The organism is Thioclava sp. PTB-PU3-1 (assembly GCF_055666785.1).
The window spans coordinates 792194-806744 of record NZ_JBVNVL010000001.1; the positions used below are offsets into that span (position 1 = coordinate 792194).

General features: G+C 61.9%; 16 protein-coding genes. 7 read left to right on the forward strand and 9 right to left on the reverse strand.

The window, feature by feature from the left end; genetic code table 11:
- Positions 1-30: 30 nt before the first annotated feature.
- On the reverse strand, positions 31-1209 hold the full coding sequence (locus tag ACZ7GB_RS03650; RefSeq protein ID WP_472157669.1) for an acetylornithine transaminase: 1179 nt from the start codon (positions 1207-1209) through the stop codon (positions 31-33).
- A gap of 221 nt (positions 1210-1430) precedes the next feature.
- Positions 1431-2177: a ZIP family metal transporter gene (locus tag ACZ7GB_RS03655; protein WP_078520030.1), complete on the reverse strand. Its 747-nt coding sequence runs from the start codon at positions 2175-2177 to the stop codon at positions 1431-1433.
- Positions 2178-2331: 154 nt separating this feature from the next.
- Between ACZ7GB_RS03655 and ACZ7GB_RS03660 the strand changes: the two genes are divergently transcribed.
- Entirely contained in the window at positions 2332-3495 is a 1164-nt protein-coding gene (locus ACZ7GB_RS03660) for an alpha-hydroxy acid oxidase (RefSeq protein WP_472157670.1), read from the forward strand.
- 10 nt (positions 3496-3505) lie between these two features.
- Here the strand turns inward: ACZ7GB_RS03660 and ACZ7GB_RS03665 are convergent, their stop codons facing one another.
- On the reverse strand, positions 3506-4378 hold the full coding sequence (locus ACZ7GB_RS03665; protein ID WP_472157671.1) for a bifunctional helix-turn-helix transcriptional regulator/GNAT family N-acetyltransferase: 873 nt from the start codon (positions 4376-4378) through the stop codon (positions 3506-3508).
- A gap of 185 nt (positions 4379-4563) precedes the next feature.
- Here ACZ7GB_RS03665 and ACZ7GB_RS03670 point away from each other — a divergent pair, with 185 nt between their 5' ends.
- The 3 genes from ACZ7GB_RS03670 (at position 4564) to pth (ending at position 6476) form a co-directional block, all read left to right on the forward strand.
- Positions 4564-5199 (forward strand): 50S ribosomal protein L25/general stress protein Ctc, encoded by a 636-nt coding sequence (locus ACZ7GB_RS03670; protein WP_078569525.1) that lies wholly within the window; start codon positions 4564-4566, stop codon positions 5197-5199.
- 189 nt (positions 5200-5388) lie between these two features.
- Positions 5389-5679 (forward strand): hypothetical protein, encoded by a 291-nt coding sequence (locus ACZ7GB_RS03675; RefSeq protein WP_078599527.1) that lies wholly within the window; start codon positions 5389-5391, stop codon positions 5677-5679.
- 86 nt (positions 5680-5765) lie between these two features.
- Positions 5766-6476, forward strand: coding sequence for an aminoacyl-tRNA hydrolase (gene pth, locus ACZ7GB_RS03680; RefSeq protein ID WP_472157672.1), 711 nt, complete (start codon positions 5766-5768; stop codon positions 6474-6476).
- Here the strand turns inward: pth and ACZ7GB_RS03685 are convergent, their stop codons facing one another.
- Positions 6477-6911, reverse strand: coding sequence for a VOC family protein (locus ACZ7GB_RS03685; protein ID WP_078519753.1), 435 nt, complete (start codon positions 6909-6911; stop codon positions 6477-6479).
- Between the two features lie 154 nt (positions 6912-7065).
- Here ACZ7GB_RS03685 and thyX point away from each other — a divergent pair, with 154 nt between their 5' ends.
- From thyX to ACZ7GB_RS03700, 3 genes are all read left to right on the forward strand, one after another.
- Complete coding sequence (gene thyX, locus ACZ7GB_RS03690; RefSeq protein WP_472157673.1) at positions 7066-7983, forward strand: FAD-dependent thymidylate synthase; 918 nt, start codon at positions 7066-7068, stop codon at positions 7981-7983.
- 11 nt (positions 7984-7994) lie between these two features.
- Positions 7995-8858, forward strand: a complete 864-nt coding sequence (locus ACZ7GB_RS03695) for a hypothetical protein (RefSeq protein ID WP_472157674.1) — start codon at positions 7995-7997, stop codon at positions 8856-8858.
- A gap of 206 nt (positions 8859-9064) precedes the next feature.
- Positions 9065-9472 carry a DUF1810 domain-containing protein gene (locus tag ACZ7GB_RS03700; protein ID WP_472157675.1) on the forward strand — a complete coding sequence of 136 codons (408 nt, stop codon included), beginning with the start codon at positions 9065-9067 and terminating at the stop codon, positions 9470-9472.
- On the opposite strand, the gene ACZ7GB_RS03705 is transcribed toward ACZ7GB_RS03700, so the two are convergent.
- The 5 genes from ACZ7GB_RS03705 to ACZ7GB_RS03725 form a co-directional block, all read right to left on the reverse strand.
- Positions 9469-10380, reverse strand: a complete 912-nt coding sequence (locus ACZ7GB_RS03705; protein ID WP_078539814.1) for an ABC transporter permease — start codon at positions 10378-10380, stop codon at positions 9469-9471. The two genes, ACZ7GB_RS03700 and ACZ7GB_RS03705, sit on opposite strands and share 4 nt — an antisense overlap.
- 12 nt (positions 10381-10392) lie before the next feature.
- Positions 10393-11673: an ABC transporter permease gene (locus tag ACZ7GB_RS03710; protein ID WP_472157676.1), complete on the reverse strand. Its 1281-nt coding sequence runs from the start codon at positions 11671-11673 to the stop codon at positions 10393-10395.
- Between the two features lie 17 nt (positions 11674-11690).
- Positions 11691-12182 carry a YegJ family protein gene (locus ACZ7GB_RS03715; RefSeq protein ID WP_472157677.1) on the reverse strand — a complete coding sequence of 164 codons (492 nt, stop codon included), beginning with the start codon at positions 12180-12182 and terminating at the stop codon, positions 11691-11693.
- A gap of 68 nt (positions 12183-12250) precedes the next feature.
- Positions 12251-13327, reverse strand: coding sequence for an ABC transporter substrate-binding protein (locus ACZ7GB_RS03720; protein WP_078599532.1), 1077 nt, complete (start codon positions 13325-13327; stop codon positions 12251-12253).
- A gap of 115 nt (positions 13328-13442) precedes the next feature.
- Positions 13443-14543, reverse strand: a complete 1101-nt coding sequence (locus tag ACZ7GB_RS03725; RefSeq protein WP_078519761.1) for an ABC transporter ATP-binding protein — start codon at positions 14541-14543, stop codon at positions 13443-13445.
- Positions 14544-14551: the final 8 nt, after the last annotated feature.

Below are 14551 nucleotides of genomic sequence, written 5' to 3' on the forward strand. Positions count from 1 at the left end.
GCCCCCGAGGATATTTACGCCAAGAGGAAGTCAGGCGGCCTTTTCGAGTTGCGACGCGGCGGCATCGAGACGGGTCACGGCCTCGGCCAGATCGGCCTCGGAAATGTTCAGCGCGGGCAGAAGGCGCAACACATTGTCGGCAGCCGGCACGGTCAGCAGGTGCTGATCATAGGCGGCAGCGACCAAGTCGGTCGGCGCGCGCTTGCATTTGAGCCCGAGCATCAGACCGGTCCCCCGCACGCTCTCGAACGTGTCGGGATGCGCGGCGATCAGCCCTTCGAGCTTCTGACGCAGGAAGCCAGCGCGCGCGTTGACCTGATCGAGGAAGGCGGGCTCGGAGACGATCTCCATCACCTTGGCGCCGACCGCGCAGCCCAGCGGATTGCCGCCATAGGTCGAGCCATGCGTGCCCGCGACCATGCCGGAGGCGGCGTCTTCGGTGGCCAGCACAGCGCCCAGCGGGAAGCCCCCGCCGATGCCCTTCGCGACCATCATGATGTCAGGGGTGATGCCCGCCCATTCATGCGCGAACAGCCGTCCCGAACGGCCCACGCCGCATTGCACCTCGTCGAAGATCAGGAGCGCGCCGGTCTCGTCGCAGAGATCGCGCAGTCCTTTCAGACACTGATCGGGCACCGGGCGGATACCGCCCTCGCCCTGGATCGGCTCGATCAGGATGGCGGCGGTCTTGTCGGTGACGGCAGTCTTCAGCGCCTCGTGATCGCCCCAGGGAAGCTGGGTGAAACCGGGCAACAGCGGACCGAAGCCCTTCACCATCTTCTCCGAGTTCGGCGTGGCCGAGATCGCACCGGTGGAGCGGCCATGGAACGCGCCATCGAAGGTGATGATCTCGGTCCGATCTTCGCCCTTCGAGGACCAGTATTTCCGCGCCATCTTGATCGCGAGTTCCGCGGCCTCGGTGCCGGAATTGGTGAAAAAGACCGTATCGGCGAAGGTTTTCTCGACCAGCGCATCGGCCAGCGCCTGCTGCTGCGGGATCTGATAGAGGTTCGAGACATGCCACAGCTTGCTCGCCTGCTCGGTCAGCGCCTCGACCAGTTCGGGGGCGGCATGACCCAGCGCATTCACCGCGATCCCCGCGCCCATGTCGAGATATCGGGTCCCGTCCGCCGTCTCCAGCCAAGAGCCCTCGCCCTTCACGAAGGCGAGCGGTGCGCGATTATAGGTCGGCAAAACGGAGGGGATCATCGGGTCAAACTCCAGTAAGAGAAGGCAAATGCGTGCAACAGTCCCGGGGGGCTGTCAACATTCAGGGGCCTAAGGTCAGCGATTTGGGATAGGGTGTGGCGGCATGCCACGGCAGATCGGACGTCAGGCGCTTCAGCGGCGACGTCGGGGACGGGCGATATATGCGGTCCGTGCGATCATGCTTTGCGCTTATGCCGGGGCAGCGCGGAAGTAAAGAGGGTTTAACCAAGCGTCACGTCGAGGAACATCATCAGGATCAGCCCGAAAAGCAGCCCCGCAGTCGCGCGGTTCTGGTGCCCGTTGCGGTGGGTTTCGGGCAAAATCTCGTGGCTGATGATGTAGAGCATCGCCCCCGCCGCGAAGGTCAGCCCCCATGGCAGCAACGCGCCGGAGACCGACACGGCAGCCGCGCCGACCAGCGCGCCCACGGGTTCGACCGCCCCGGTCATCGCGGTGACGAAGAAGGCTTTGCGGCGGGTATAGCCCTGCCCGATCAGCGCGACGGCCACAGCCAGCCCCTCGGGGATGTCCTGCAGCGAGATGCCGGTCATCACCGAGAAGCCATTCTCGTTGCCCGCGCCGAAAGCGACGCCGATCGACAGGCCCTCGGGGAAGTTGTGGATCGTGATCGCGATCACGAAGAGCCAGATCCGCGCCAGTTGCGCCGCGTCTGCCCCTTCGCGCCCGGAGGTGAAGTGCTCGTGCGGCAGGGTTGCGTTCAGCCAGGCAACGAAGCCCGCGCCGATGGCAATGCCGATCGCGGCGATGGCGGCGGCGACCCAGACCGAGCCGAACATGGTCTCGGCCACGTCGATGCCCGGCAGGATCAGCGAGAAATACGAGGCCGAGAGCATCACGCCCGCCGCGAAGCCCAGCATCGTGTCGGCGGTGCGCTGGCTCATGGAGCGCCCGAGCAGCGCCGGGATCGCCCCGGCGGCCGTTGCGACGCCCGCCACCATGCCGCCCATCAGGCCGAGCCAAATCTCGTTCACACCGCTCTCCTTTTCGTGTTCGCTTGGCGAGATGGGAACGGATCGCGCATGATTGCAAGCCTTGCGATGGGTGATTGCGCAAATTTCGAGGGATTGGTAAGGAAACTTAACCACGGAGAGAGGAACACCCATGCCCGTCATCACCTCCATCGCCGATCTGAAACGTCTGCATAAGCGCCGCACGCCGAAGATGTTCTACGATTACGCGGAAAGCGGCTCCTATACCGAGCAGACCTTCCGCGAGAATACCGAGGACTTCGCGCAGATCCGCCTCAACCAGCGTATCGCGCGGGACATGACGGGGCGCACGACGACATCGACGATGCTGGGTCAGGAGGTCGCGATGCCGGTGGCGCTCGCGCCCGTGGGGCTGACGGGTATGCAGCGCGCCGATGGCGAGATCAAGGCGGCGAAGGCGGCGGAGAAATTCGGCGTGCCCTATACGCTCTCGACCATGTCGATCTGCTCGATCGAGGACGTCGCCGAGAATGTCAGCCAGCCCTTCTGGTTCCAGATCTACACGCTGACCGATGACGACTATAACAAGCGCGTGCTGGAGCGGGCACGGGCGGCAGGCTGTTCGGCGCTGGTGATCACGGTCGATCTGCAACTGCTGGGCCAGCGGCACAAGGATCTGAAAAACGGCCTCACCGCGCCGCCGAAATTCACCCCAGCCGTGCTGGCGGATCTGGCGACGAAATGGCGCTGGGGCATTGAGATGCTGCAGACCAAGCGGCGTTTCTTCGGCAATATCGTGGGCCATGTGGACAGCGCCGCCGACCCGGCCTCGCTGTCGTCGTGGACCGCGGAGAAGTTCGACCAGTCGCTGAACTGGGACCGGATCAAGCAGCTCATGGATATGTGGGGCGGCAAGGTGATCCTGAAGGGGATCCTCAGCGAGGAAGACGCCGAGATGGCCGCCGCGACCGGGGCCGATGCGATCGTGGTCTCGAACCATGGCGGGCGTCAGCTGGACGGGGCGCTCAGCTCGATCCGGATGCTGCCGAAGATCGTCAACGCGGTCGGCGACAAGACCGAGGTCTGGCTGGATTCCGGTATCCGCTCGGGTCAGGACGTGCTCAAGGCGCTCGCGCTTGGCGCGAAGGGCGTGATGATCGGGCGCGCCTATGTCTACGGTCTGGGCGCGATGGGCGAGCCGGGCGTGACCAAGGCGCTGGAGGTTATCCAGAAGGAGCTCGACACCTCGATGGCGCTGTGCGGCGAGCGTCGGATCGAGGATCTTGGCCGGGACGATCTGCTGATCCCCAACGGCTTCTTCGACACCTATTCCTGAGGGCGAGCTCCTAAGGGTTTAGGCGCTTCTCGAAGAACCGGTCGGGATAGGGATCGTCGTTGAAGCGGTCGATCTCGTCCCAGCCGAAGCGGTGATACATGGCGACCGCTTCGGGCAGCGCCGAATTCGTATCGAGCCTCAGATGCAGCTGGCCCAACTCACGCGCCGCCGCCTCGATCGCCTCCATCAACTGCCGCGCCAGCCCGAGGCCACGCGCGGCAGGCGCGATCCAGACGCGCTTCACCTCGGCATAATCCGCCCCGCCCTTCAGCGCCGCGCAGCCCACCGGCACTCCGTCGGACAATGCGAGCAGGAAGGTGCCACGGGGCGGGCGCATATCGTCGGCCTCGGGATCTTTCGACAGGTTCACATCGAAGCCACCTTCAAACCGGGCGGCAAGTTCCGCGTAATAGTGCTGAAGGCAATCCCGCGCCCGCGGGTCGAGCGGATCGCAGGGCACGATTTCGATCTCGGCGCGGGTCAGTGCCGTCGCGATCAGATCCATCGCCGCCAAGAGCGCGGTCTGGTCGGGATGGCGCGAGAGGATATCCGCCGCCTGCGCATCAGAGAGCCGTTCGTATTCCGCGAATTCCGCCTGCCCCGCCTCGGTCAGACGCGCGATGCGGCGCCGCCCGTCTTCGGGATCGTCCTCCACGACGATCAGCCCTTCGCTTTCCAGCCCGCGCAGCAGACGGCTCATCAGCCCGGAATCGAGCGCCAGAGCCTGACGCAGCTTCGCGACGTCGCCCTGCCCGCGCCCGATCGCATTGAGCACCCGCGCAGAGCCCAACGGCCGCCCACGATCGAGAAACGAAGAATTCAGCGCGCCCACCTGCCGGGTGACGGCCCGGTTGAACCGGCGTATATGTGCGAGTGCGTCCATGGGAATACCTGACCTGAGTCCGAGATGATTCCTGACGCTAGTCAGATATCCTTCTATAGCAACCCGGATTCTGCCGTACCGTCGCTTTCCCCTTGCCAACTCGGCCAATCCCGAGTATCCGCGCGGCTTCATGGGCCCGACACCCTTGGAGGCGGCCCATCACTTTGACAAATTGGAGACCAGTTATGGCAAAAGAGATCGAAACGATCGAAGCCGTGGCGCGTACGGGGACGGGCAAGGGGGCCGCTCGGCAAGCGCGTCGTGAGGGCCTCGTGCCCGGTATCGTCTACGGCGACGGCAAGGACCCGGTTGCAATCAACCTCGACTACAACCGCCTGATCACCCGCCTGCGTAAAGGCCGCTTCATGTCCACCCTCTTCAACCTGAAGATGGACGGCCAGGAAGATGTCCGCGTGATCTGCCGCGGCGTTCAGAAAGACGTCGTCAAGGACCTGCCGACCCACGTCGACTTCATGCGCACCCACCGCAACTCGCGCATCTCGCTCTTCGTGCATGTCGAGTTCATCAACCACGAGAAGGCGCCCGGCCTTAAGCGCGGCGGCACCCTCGTCGCAGTGCGCCCGGAAGTCGAACTCAACGTTCTCGCCGGTGACATCCCCGAGCAGATCGTGGTCGACCTCGAAGGCAAGCAGATCGGCGACACCATCCACATCTCCGACGTGGACCTGCCGAAAGGCGCCAAGCCGACCATCGAGCGTGACTTCGTGATCGCGAACGTCGCCCCGCCGAAAGGCTTCGGTGGCGGTTCCTCCGACGAGGACGAAGGCGAAGAAGCCAGCGAAGAAGCGACCGAAGAGTAATTCTTCTTCCGATGAGATTTTCGAGACGGGGCCTTTCGGGGCCCCGTTTTTCTTTGCGCAGAGCCGTGCTCCCCGGATGCGCGGCACGCCGCAGGCGACGCATGCTCACATTTATGTGAACAAAAAATTTCTCGCCTTTTTTCCAAAACGCGATAGCTTCGAAGGTAATACAACCTAAAGGCTAGTCACATGCTGGAGCTTATCGCACTCGTTCTTGCAGCATTCGTGGTGCTACCGCCTAGAATGCTCAGCGCAATTGGTCGCGCCGTTTACGCGGTGCTGCGTCCGGTTCTCCGCCCGTTCTACCGCTTCGCGTCGAGACGACTCCCGCGCAACGGGTATGAAGAAATTGCGAAATGCAATATCGACGAGACCAGCGAGCGCCTCTTCGATGAATTCGCCCTGCCCGAGCCGCAAGAGCGCCCGATCATCCTAGGCGAGTCGGGACGCCCGACCTATGTCGAATACCGCGCGGCTTAAGCGCGACGCCCCCTTTCCCCTGCGCGCCCGCTCACATATCCCTCGGTGAGCAGAGCCTCGACACCGGCGTTCGAAAGGGGAGACGCATGCAGCTTTGGGTGGGCCTAGGAAATCCGGGCGCGAAATACGCGAACAACCGTCACAATATCGGCTTCATGGCGCTCGACCGGATCGCCGAGGATCACGGCTTCGCCCCGTGGCGCGGCAAGTTTCAGGGTCAGGTGAGTGAGGGCCGCTTCGGCTCGACCCGCGTTGTGCTGCTGAAACCCGAGACCTTCATGAACCTGTCCGGCCAATCCGTGCGCGCGGCCGCCGATTTCTACAAGGTCAATGTCTCCGACATCACCGTCTTCCATGACGAGCTGGACCTCGCCCCCGGCAAGTGCCGCCTCAAACAGGGCGGCGGACATGCGGGGCATAACGGGCTGCGCTCGATCCATCAGCATATGAGCCCCGACTATGCGCGGGTGCGGCTGGGGATCGGCCATCCGGGGCACAAGGACCGCGTGGCGGGCTATGTGCTCAACGATTTCCCGAAGGCGGAGCAGGAGATGCTCGACGACCTGCTGCGTGGTATCTCGGACGGGGCGCCCGCGCTGGCGGCGGGCGACGGCTCGAAATTCCTCAACGCGGTGAGCCTGCGGGTCGCGCCGCCGCGCTCGTCGACCGGAACCAAAGCGCCTGCGAAAGCCGACACCCCTGCCCCGCAAGACGCCCCGCAGCCCGCACCGCAAAAGAAAGAGGCCACGGAAACCCGCAGCCCCTTCGACAAGCTCAAGGATCACTTCCGTAAGTGATCACCAGCTGCCGGTGTTCTCCATGCTCGACCACGGCTCCTGGATCGGCAGCGGCTCGCCCATCTGCAGCAGCTCGATCGAGATATTGTCGGGCGAGCGCACGAAGGCCATGTGACCGTCGCGCGGCGGGCGGTTGATCGTCACGCCATTGTCCATCAGGTGCTGGCACATCTCGTAGATGTTCTCGACGCGATAGGCGAGGTGGCCGAAATGGCGGCTGTCCGAGGGCAGCCCGCTATCGCCGTCCCAGTTCCAGGTCAGTTCCACATCCGCCGTGCCGTCGTCCTGCTCGGGCGGGCACATGAAGACCAGCGTGAAGCGGCCCTTGTCGTTTTCGATGCGGCGGCGTTCCTTGAGGCCCAGAAGCTCGTAGAAGGCTTTCGATTTCTCGAGGTCGAGCACGCGGACCATCGTGTGCAGATATTCGATTTTCATGAACAGGCTCCCTTGGAACTGATTGCGGTTAACCGGAGGATAGCCCTTGAGGCAGCCGCGGCAAGCACCCCGGCTTATCCACAGGATATGGCGGTTCCTAGAGCCGCCCATCGCATATATAGTGGAGATCGATTCGAGACATCCGGAGGACATCATGGCGCTCACCCCCGAACAACAAGCCGAGATCGACGCACAGCGCGCCGAGACGCAAATGACCGCGCGGGCGGTCTCGCCGGGGATGGAGAAGCGGCTCTATACCGCCCATGAAGTGCTCGATCACGGGGTGGTCCGGGTCATCGACTATATGGGCGACGACAACGCGATCGTGCAGGCGGCGCGCGTCTCCTATGGCCGGGGCACCAAGACGGTGAACAGCGACGCGGGCCTGATCCGCTACCTGATGCGGCACTGGCATTCGACCCCGTTCGAGATGTGCGAGGTCAAGTTCCACGTCAAACTTCCGGTCTTCGTCGCGCGCCAGTGGATCCGCCACCGCACCGCGAACGTCAACGAATACTCCGCGCGCTACTCGATCCTCGATCGCGAATTCTACATCCCCGAGGCGAGCCAACTCGCCGCGCAATCGAGCCAGAACCATCAGGGCCGCGGTCAGGTGCTGGAGGGTGCCGAGGCCGCCCGCGTGCTCGACATCCTGCGCGACGACGCGATGCGCGCCTATGACCATTACGAGGACATGCTGACGCCCGACGAGGATGCAGGCAAACAGGGCCTCGCCCGGGAACTGGCACGGATGAACCTGCCCACCAATATCTACACGCAATGGTATTGGAAGGTGGACCTGCACAACCTCTTCCACTTCCTGCGCCTGCGCGCCGACAGTCACGCGCAATACGAGATCCGCGTCTATGCCGAGACCATGTGCGACATCGTCAAGGATTGGGTGCCCGCGGCCTATTCGGCCTTCGAGGATTACCGTCTGGGCGGGGTGAACCTGTCGGGCAAGGCGGTGGAGCTGCTGAAGCGCCGTCTGGCGGGCGAGGAGATCACGCAGGAGACCTCTGGCATGAGCAAAGGCGAGTGGCGGGAGTTTTGTGAGGTGTGGGGGGAGTAATCTTTCTTTTGATGCCAATTCAGTTTTTAAGCGCTAATTTCGACTGGTCCAATTTAATCGCAGGCTTTGGTGGCGCGGTGATTGGCGCTTATTCTGCTTTTCGACTATCGGAGCGCCAACATCGCACGAAAATATCAATTGAGAATTTTGAAAGAATATACAAAGCCGCAACGCTTGCGGGGCTAACTTGCAAAGAAGCCTTAGATCTCAAACGGCAACACTTATCAAAGCTATCGAATGACTATGAGGCATCGCGAAGCCGTGTACTCCGGACCCTCGGAACGCCGACGGTAAAGAAGGTCATCCGAGAGCGATACGACTTGCTCACAATTGAGGTCAACAATCATCTGGCTGGAGAGCTTTCCCAAAAACTCTCAACGCTCGCATTGTTCGACCTTAAGGCGACATCATACATGTCAAGTTTAATACTGAACTCTCAAAACCTGAAGATACTTTTGCGAGAGCGGAATAACTGGATCAAGAGCTTTAAAGCGGAGGAGAAAAACCGCACAGAACAAACAAAATTCGCCCTCTACTTTGGATATCCGACAAAAAGTGATGTCATTGATCAAACATATCTGAACATTATGAGAGAAGTTCCCATCGCATGCGATGGAATGATTATTTCGTCTTACAGATTATACAGACTATTAGCACGAGCCTCACTAAAAGCGCACAAGAATATTCCGAAAAAAATGCGACAGGACTTCAACGTCTCTCTTGTCGATTTTTCCTTTGAGGACTACGAGGAATTTTTCCCAAATATGCCCGAATTAGTTTTTGAGTCGCAAAAAACTAAACCTAAAAAGTATGTTCTAGAAAGTTATGAGCAATATTTTGATGCCATTATAGATCACTATCTACCGAAAAGGTGATTTAAACCTTAGGCAGCTCGCGACCGGCCTTTAGAAACGGATCAAGCATCGGCCTCGAGATTTTCCTGCATTGTCATCGCCACACCTCCCGCCCGGCCCCTAGGCCGGGCCGCGCCCGACCCGCCCCCAGGGCGGGCGCGATTGCGCCCACCCTCGGGTCGGACGCGGCCCTCCTCGCGATGTCCAGAGCGTGTTAGGCTCATCCCATGACCCAACGCTTCCACGCCCCCCAAGCCCGCGACTATCCGACCGCGCTGCGCGAGCTACGCCAAGGTCGGAAGACCAGCCATTGGATCTGGTGGATCTTCCCGCAACTGGCCTCGCTCGGGCGTTCGCCCCGGGCGGTGGAATACGGGATCGCGGATCTGGCGGAGGCGCAGGCTTATCTCGTCGATCCGGTGTTGCGGGCGCGGCTGGTGGAGGCATCCGAGGCGGTGCTCGCCCATGCGGGCACGCCCATCGAGGAGATAATGGGGCCGGTCGATGCGCTGAAGCTGCGCTCTTGCGCGACGCTGTTCGAGGCCGCCTCAAAGAAAAAGGAGCCGGTGTTCACCCGGCTCCTTGAGACGTTTTATGAGGGCGAGCGCTGCCCGCTGACGCTGGACGCGCTTTAACCGGGTGACATCCCGCGCAGGCGCTCGGAGCGGCGGCGCAGCAGCTCGACCGTGGTCAGAAGCGCGATCGATACGAAGACGAGGATCGTGGCCACCGCAAGGATCGCGGGGCTGATCTGCTCGCGGATACCGTTCCACATCTGACGCGGGATCGTCTGCTGATCATAGCCCGCCACGAAGAGCACCACGACGACTTCGTCGAAGGAGGTGACGAAGGCAAACAGCGCGCCCGAGACCACGCCCGGCAGGATCAGCGGCATCACGATCTTGAAGAAGGTCGTGCGCGGATCCGCGCCCAAGTTCTGCGCCGCGCGGGTCAGCGAGTGATCGAAACCCACCAGCGTCGCGGTCACGGTGATGATCACGAAAGGAATGCCCAAGGTCGCGTGGGCCATGATGATGCCCGGATAGGAATGCGCCAGCCCGGTCTTCGAGTAGAAGAAGAACAGCCCCGTCGCGGTGATAATGATCGGCACGATCATCGGCGAGATCAGCACCGCCATGATGGCACGGCGGAACGGCATCTCGGGGCGCGACAGGCCGAGGGCGGCCAGCGTGCCCAGCACCGTCGCGAGGATCGTCGAGAAGAAGCCGATGATCACCGAGTTCTTCGCCACGTCGATCCAGGTCGAATGCTGCCAGGCATCCATCCACCACGACCAGCCACGCTCCACCTGCGGCTCCTGCATCCCGAAGGTCAGCAGCAGGTCATACCAGCGCATCGAATAGCCGGAGGGGTCGAAGGAGAGCATCTTCTCGGTGAAGGTGAAATAGGGCTCCGCGTTGAAGGACAGCGGAATGATCACCACGATCGGCGCGATCAGGAAGAAGAAGATCAGGCCACAGATCACGAGATAGGCGTAGTGCCAGGTTCTCTCGAGCGGGCTTGCATATGCGGGAACGGCCATCTGTGTTTCTCCTCAGCCCAGCTTCATGTTGTCGATGCCCACCAGCCGGTCATAGAGCCAGTAGAGGATGATGACGCCGCCCAGCAGCATCGAGGCGAGTGCTGCAGCGAGCGACCAGTTGAGCGATTTCTGCATGTGGAAGGCGATCATGTTCGAGATCAGCTGACCATCGGCACCACCGACAAGGGCGGGGGTGATGTAGTAGCCGACCGAGAGGATGAACACGAGAAGCGCCCCTGCCCCGATCCCCGGCAGCGTCTGCGGCAGGTAGATGCGGCGGAAGGCGGTCCACGAGGTGGCGCCAAGGCTGCGGGCCGCGCGGACATAGCTCGGCGGGATGGTCCGCATCACCGAGTAGAGCGGCAGCACCATGAAGGGCAGCAGGATATGGGTCATCGCGACGATCGTGCCGGTCTGGTTATACATCATCTCCAGCCGGTTATCGTTGCCGATCAGCCCCGACCAGACGAGCAGATCGTTGATCACGCCCTGCTGCTGCAACAGCACCATCCACGAGGTCGTCCGCACCAGCAGCGATGTCCAGAAGGGCAGCAGCACGAAGATCATCAGAAGGTTCGATTTCGCCAGTGGCAGCGAGGCCAGCAGATGCGCGATCGGGAAGGCGAGGAACATGCAGAGCACGGTAATCACCAGGGACAGGATCGCGGTGCGGATGAACAGCTTGCCGTAGATCGCGCGTTGCGGATCGACGGGCACGATATTGTTGTCCTTGTCGCGGGTGTGATCGGTCGCGGCGAGGTAGAAATCCACCGTGTAGGGGCTCGACGCGGAGCGCATCGCGCGCCACAGGTTCGGGTCGCTCCACCCCTCGTTCACGCCGAGGATCGCTTCTTTCCACGGCGGCTCGAGACGTTCGATCTTGCGCGCGGTCGAGGTGAACAGCGAGCGCGTCCCCGCCACGTCATAGTTGATGCGCGTGCCCGCCTCGCCCTGCGTGCGGTTTTCCTTCATCTGCTTGAGGTCCGAGGCGAGCGCGGTATAGGCGCTCTCGTCGATCGGCGACCCCAGGGGGTGTTCGTTGAACCATTGCCCCAGCGCCGGCGCGTTCTTCGAGAACCCGTCATTGTAGACCGATTGCAGCAGCATCTGCCCGATCGGAACGACGAAGGTAATCAGAACGAAGAGGAACAGCGGCGCGACCAGAAGGAAGGCGCGGCGTTTTGCGCGGAGTTGCGATTTCGCAAGGGCGGCCTTCAACGGCAGCCCGTCGGCGGTCTTCAACTGTGTTGGTTCGGGGCCGTTCAGGCTCGCATCCATCGTTGCGTCGCTCATCGTGTCTCCTTGGCCCCTTAGGGCAGCGGGGCGAGCTGCGCGCGCAAATTCGCGGCTTGCTCGGCGGGAATATCGGGCAGCATCACCCGCGTCGTATAGTTGCCGTGAAGCTTGCCATCGCGGCGAAAGCTCCAGTCGGAAATCTGGTTCGGCGCGAAGGTAATCTCATCCCCCACATGCGCTTTGAAATGCACGGGCTCGTTCATCAACGTGCCGATGATTTTCTGCGCGGAGATCGAAATCGGCGCGATCCAGATATGTTCGAGGCCATCGGCGGGCGTATCGATCCCCGCCTTGAGCATGAATTGCGAGCCGGACCGGGCGCGCACCGCAGGAATGAAGACGCTTTCATAGGTCGCGCGGGCTTGGCCGATCGCCGCGTTCATCTTCGTATCGCCGGTCTCGTAGCCGACGACCGCATCGTCTTGCGCCTGAGCGTGCAAGGCAGCGGGCAACGACAGGCAAAGACCGATGCACAAACAGGCCAGTGACGACCGGAAAGCTGACATCCGCGGAGCTCCTGACATCGAACAGGTCGAGCCGCGCGACATGGAAATGCCGCGCGGCCCTATTGGCTTTAGCCAGCGAGCCAAGCGTTGAAGCGCTCGCTCAGTTCGGTGTCGTGGTCGGCCCAGAACTCCGAGTCGTTGACCAGGGCGTTCTGCATGTTGTTTTCCGCGGTGGGCATATGCGGGCCCATCTCGGTTTTGCCGTCCTGATACATACCGACCATCGGAGCCGAGGACTTACGTGCCGGACCGTAGGAGATCCACTTCGCCTGGTTGGCGAGCTGCTGGGTCTCGGTCGCGAACTTCAGATATTTCTTCGCGGCTTCCATATGGGGCGCGCCCTTCGGGATCACGAAGAAGTCGAAGTCCATCAGCTGACCGTCCCAGACGATCTTGAAGGGCTGACCCTCGGCGACTTCGGCGTTGAAGATACGACCGTTATAGGCGGTCGACATCACGACTTCCCCATCGGCGAGAAGCTGCGGCGGCTGCGCACCGGCATCCCACCAGACGACGTCGCCCTTGATCTTGTCGAGTTCGGCGAAAGCCTTGTCGACGCCCTCGGGGGTGCCGAGTTCCTTGTAGACGTCCGCAGCCGGAACGCCTGCCCCCATCAGCGCGAATTCCAGCGTGCCTTTGGCCGACTTACGCAGACCGCGCTTGCCCGGGTACTTCGCGGTGTCGAAGAAGTCGGCGATCGAGGTCGGCTCACCGTCAACTTTGTCCGAGTTGTAGGACATCACGGTCGACCACACGATGTTCGCCACACCACAATCGGTGAAGGAGCCATCGATGAAGTCTTCGCTCGCCGGGGTGCCGTCGGGCGACGCGGCCAGATCGGTGTCGGGGTCGATCGGCTCGAGCAGACCTTCGTCGCACAGGCGGATCGCGTCGGACTTTTCAACATCGGCCACGTCGACCGACACGTTGTTTGCTTCGACCTGTGCCTTGATCGGGGTCGCCGGGTTGTCGGCGGCTTCCATGTTCACGTCGATGCCGGTCGCTTCCGCAAAGGGCTTGTTATAGGCTTCGACCTGGCTTTTTTCGTAAGCGCCGCCCCAGGAAAGGACAGTGACTTCCTCGGCCTGCGCCGCACCGGCCACGAGGCCGACGAGCGCGGTGCTCAGGATCATTGCTTTTTTCATCTTGGTTTTACTCCCAGTTGGTTGAGCTTTTGTGGTTTCGCGACGTTTTCGCCGCTTGGCCGCTTTTTGCGGCAGTTCGGAGCGTGCGGAGCTTGGACCGCACGTTCCGCATTCTTTAGAGATCGAGCGCGCGCGCGTCTTGCGGGTGCCAGCCGATCTTGACCGTCTGGCCTTCCGTCAGCCGCACCTGATCGAGCGTATTGCGCGATTTCATGACGAATTCCGGCGACCCGGCAACCTTCATACGGGTGCGCAGGATGTCCCCCATATAGATCACTTCGAGCACGTCGGCGTTGATCGTATGGGCGCCCGAAGGCATCATCTCGGGCTTGAATTCGACCCGCTCGGGACGGATCGAGACCAGCGTCTCCTGCCCTGCCTCGCGGATGTTCACCGCCGTCGCGTCGATGATCTCGCCTGTTTCCAGACGCACCGTGCAGGTGTCGCCATTCAGCGTCTCCACCCGGCCCGGAAGCTTGTTGTTCTCGCCGATGAACTGCGCGACGAAGCTGTTCTGCGGACGTTCATAGAGCTCGTCCGGCGGCGCGAGTTGCTGAATGCGGCCATCGTTGAACACGGCCACGCGGTCCGACATGGTCAGCGCCTCACCCTGATCGTGGGTCACGTAGACCACGGTGATCCCGAGGCTTTCATGCAGGTGCTTGATCTCGAACTGCATATGTTCGCGAAGCTGTTTGTCGAGCGCGCCGAGCGGTTCGTCCATCAGGACCAGCTCGGGGTCGAAGACCAGCGCGCGGGCCAGCGCGATCCGCTGTTGCTGACCGCCCGAAAGCTGCGCCGGACGGCGATGGATGAAGCTCCCCATCTGCACCATGTCCAGTGCGCGCTTGACCTTGGTTTCGCGTTCATCCTTGCCCATGCCCCGCACTTCGAGCGGGAAGGCGAGGTTCTCGCCCACGGTCATATGTGGAAAGAGTGCATAGTTCTGGAACACCATCCCGATGCCGCGCTTGTGCGGAGGCACCATGTTGATGTTCTGGCCGTCGAGGCGGATCTCGCCGTTGGTGGCGGTTTCGAAACCTGCAAGCATCATCAGGCAGGTGGTTTTCCCTGAACCGGACGGTCCGAGCATCGTCAGAAACTCGCCCTTACCGATCGAGAGATTGAGATCCTTCACGACGAGCGTTTCGCCGTCATAGCTCTTCTGCACGCGGTCGAATACGACGAATCCATCGTCGCTAGCTGCGTTGTTCAAAGCGGGCT

Excerpts from the sequence above, each read along its gene's own strand:
- ACZ7GB_RS03650 (WP_472157669.1), bottom strand. The coding sequence starts at position 1,209 with ATGATCCCCTCCGTTTTGCCGACCTATAATCGCGCACCGCTCGCCTTC.
- ACZ7GB_RS03655 (WP_078520030.1), bottom strand. The coding sequence starts at position 2,177 with ATGGGCGGCATGGTGGCGGGCGTCGCAACGGCCGCCGGGGCGATCCCG.
- ACZ7GB_RS03660 (WP_472157670.1), top strand. The coding sequence starts at position 2,332 with ATGCCCGTCATCACCTCCATCGCCGATCTGAAACGTCTGCATAAGCGC.
- ACZ7GB_RS03665 (WP_472157671.1), bottom strand. The coding sequence starts at position 4,378 with ATGGACGCACTCGCACATATACGCCGGTTCAACCGGGCCGTCACCCGG.
- ACZ7GB_RS03670 (WP_078569525.1), top strand. The coding sequence starts at position 4,564 with ATGGCAAAAGAGATCGAAACGATCGAAGCCGTGGCGCGTACGGGGACG.
- ACZ7GB_RS03675 (WP_078599527.1), top strand. The coding sequence starts at position 5,389 with ATGCTGGAGCTTATCGCACTCGTTCTTGCAGCATTCGTGGTGCTACCG.
- pth (WP_472157672.1), top strand. The coding sequence starts at position 5,766 with ATGCAGCTTTGGGTGGGCCTAGGAAATCCGGGCGCGAAATACGCGAAC.
- ACZ7GB_RS03685 (WP_078519753.1), bottom strand. The coding sequence starts at position 6,911 with ATGAAAATCGAATATCTGCACACGATGGTCCGCGTGCTCGACCTCGAG.
- thyX (WP_472157673.1), top strand. The coding sequence starts at position 7,066 with ATGGCGCTCACCCCCGAACAACAAGCCGAGATCGACGCACAGCGCGCC.
- ACZ7GB_RS03695 (WP_472157674.1), top strand. The coding sequence starts at position 7,995 with ATGCCAATTCAGTTTTTAAGCGCTAATTTCGACTGGTCCAATTTAATC.
- ACZ7GB_RS03700 (WP_472157675.1), top strand. The coding sequence starts at position 9,065 with ATGACCCAACGCTTCCACGCCCCCCAAGCCCGCGACTATCCGACCGCG.
- ACZ7GB_RS03705 (WP_078539814.1), bottom strand. The coding sequence starts at position 10,380 with ATGGCCGTTCCCGCATATGCAAGCCCGCTCGAGAGAACCTGGCACTAC.
- ACZ7GB_RS03710 (WP_472157676.1), bottom strand. The coding sequence starts at position 11,673 with ATGAGCGACGCAACGATGGATGCGAGCCTGAACGGCCCCGAACCAACA.
- ACZ7GB_RS03715 (WP_472157677.1), bottom strand. The coding sequence starts at position 12,182 with ATGTCAGCTTTCCGGTCGTCACTGGCCTGTTTGTGCATCGGTCTTTGC.
- ACZ7GB_RS03720 (WP_078599532.1), bottom strand. The coding sequence starts at position 13,327 with ATGAAAAAAGCAATGATCCTGAGCACCGCGCTCGTCGGCCTCGTGGCC.